The sequence below is a fragment of the Psychrobacter sp. genome (assembly GCF_036731945.1).
Classification (GTDB): Bacteria; Pseudomonadota; Gammaproteobacteria; order Pseudomonadales; family Moraxellaceae; genus Psychrobacter.
Genome location: NZ_DAINDI010000002.1, coordinates 96,020 through 96,887, shown reverse-complemented (window position 1 = coordinate 96,887; position 868 = coordinate 96,020). Strand labels below are relative to the sequence as shown.

General features: G+C 50.2%; 1 protein-coding gene. It reads left to right on the top strand.

All coding sequences use genetic code 11. The features are described from left to right. On the top strand, nt 1–868 hold an 868-nt coding region (locus tag V7D75_RS00860; protein ID WP_333613019.1), incomplete at both ends, for a diaminopimelate dehydrogenase.

The following is an 868-nucleotide window of genomic DNA, read 5'->3' as shown; positions in this document are numbered from 1 at the left end:
CCCAGACATGCAGCTGGTTTGTGTATTCAGCCGCCGCGATCCTACCTCTGTCACCCTAATTGACAATAGTGTGCCCGTGTACGCGATGGATGATATTGCCCAATATAAAGACGACATAGACGTGCTGATATTGTGTGGCGGCTCTAAGTCTGATTTGCCTGAGCAAGGCCCAGCGCTCGCTGGTTTGTTTAATATCGTCGACAGTTTTGATACTCACGCCAAAATTCCTGAGTACTTTGCCGCGCTTGATACGCCTGCCAAAAAAGCCAATAAAGTCGCTATGCTATCGGTCGGTTGGGATCCCGGTTTATTTTCTATCAACCGCTTATACGGCGAAGCCATTTTACCCGTTGGCGAAACCTACACCTTTTGGGGCAAAGGCTTAAGCCAAGGACATTCAGATGCGGTACGCCGCGTGGATGGCGTCAAATCTGGCGTGCAATATACCATTCCCTCAGAATCTGCGATGGAAAAAGTACGCAATGGCGAGCAGCCAACCCTGAGTACTCGCGAGAAACATACCCGCGAATGCTATATCGTGCTCGCTGATGGCGCCGATAGCGATAGCGTACGCGATACCATCGTCACCATGCCGGATTACTTTGCCGACTACGATACCACAGTGCACTTTATTGACGAGCAGACGTTTGAGCGTGACCATCAAAAAATGCCGCATGGTGGATTCGTTATTCGCAGTGGCGTAAGCGGTATGGATAATGCGCAAAACAATCAGGTGTTAGAGTTTTCGTTAAAGCTTGGCAGCAACCCTGAATTTACCGCCAGCGTGCTCGTGGCTTATGCCCGCGCTGCTTATAAAATGAATCAAGCAGGAGAGAATGGCGCAAAAACCGTCCTCGATGTCGCGCCT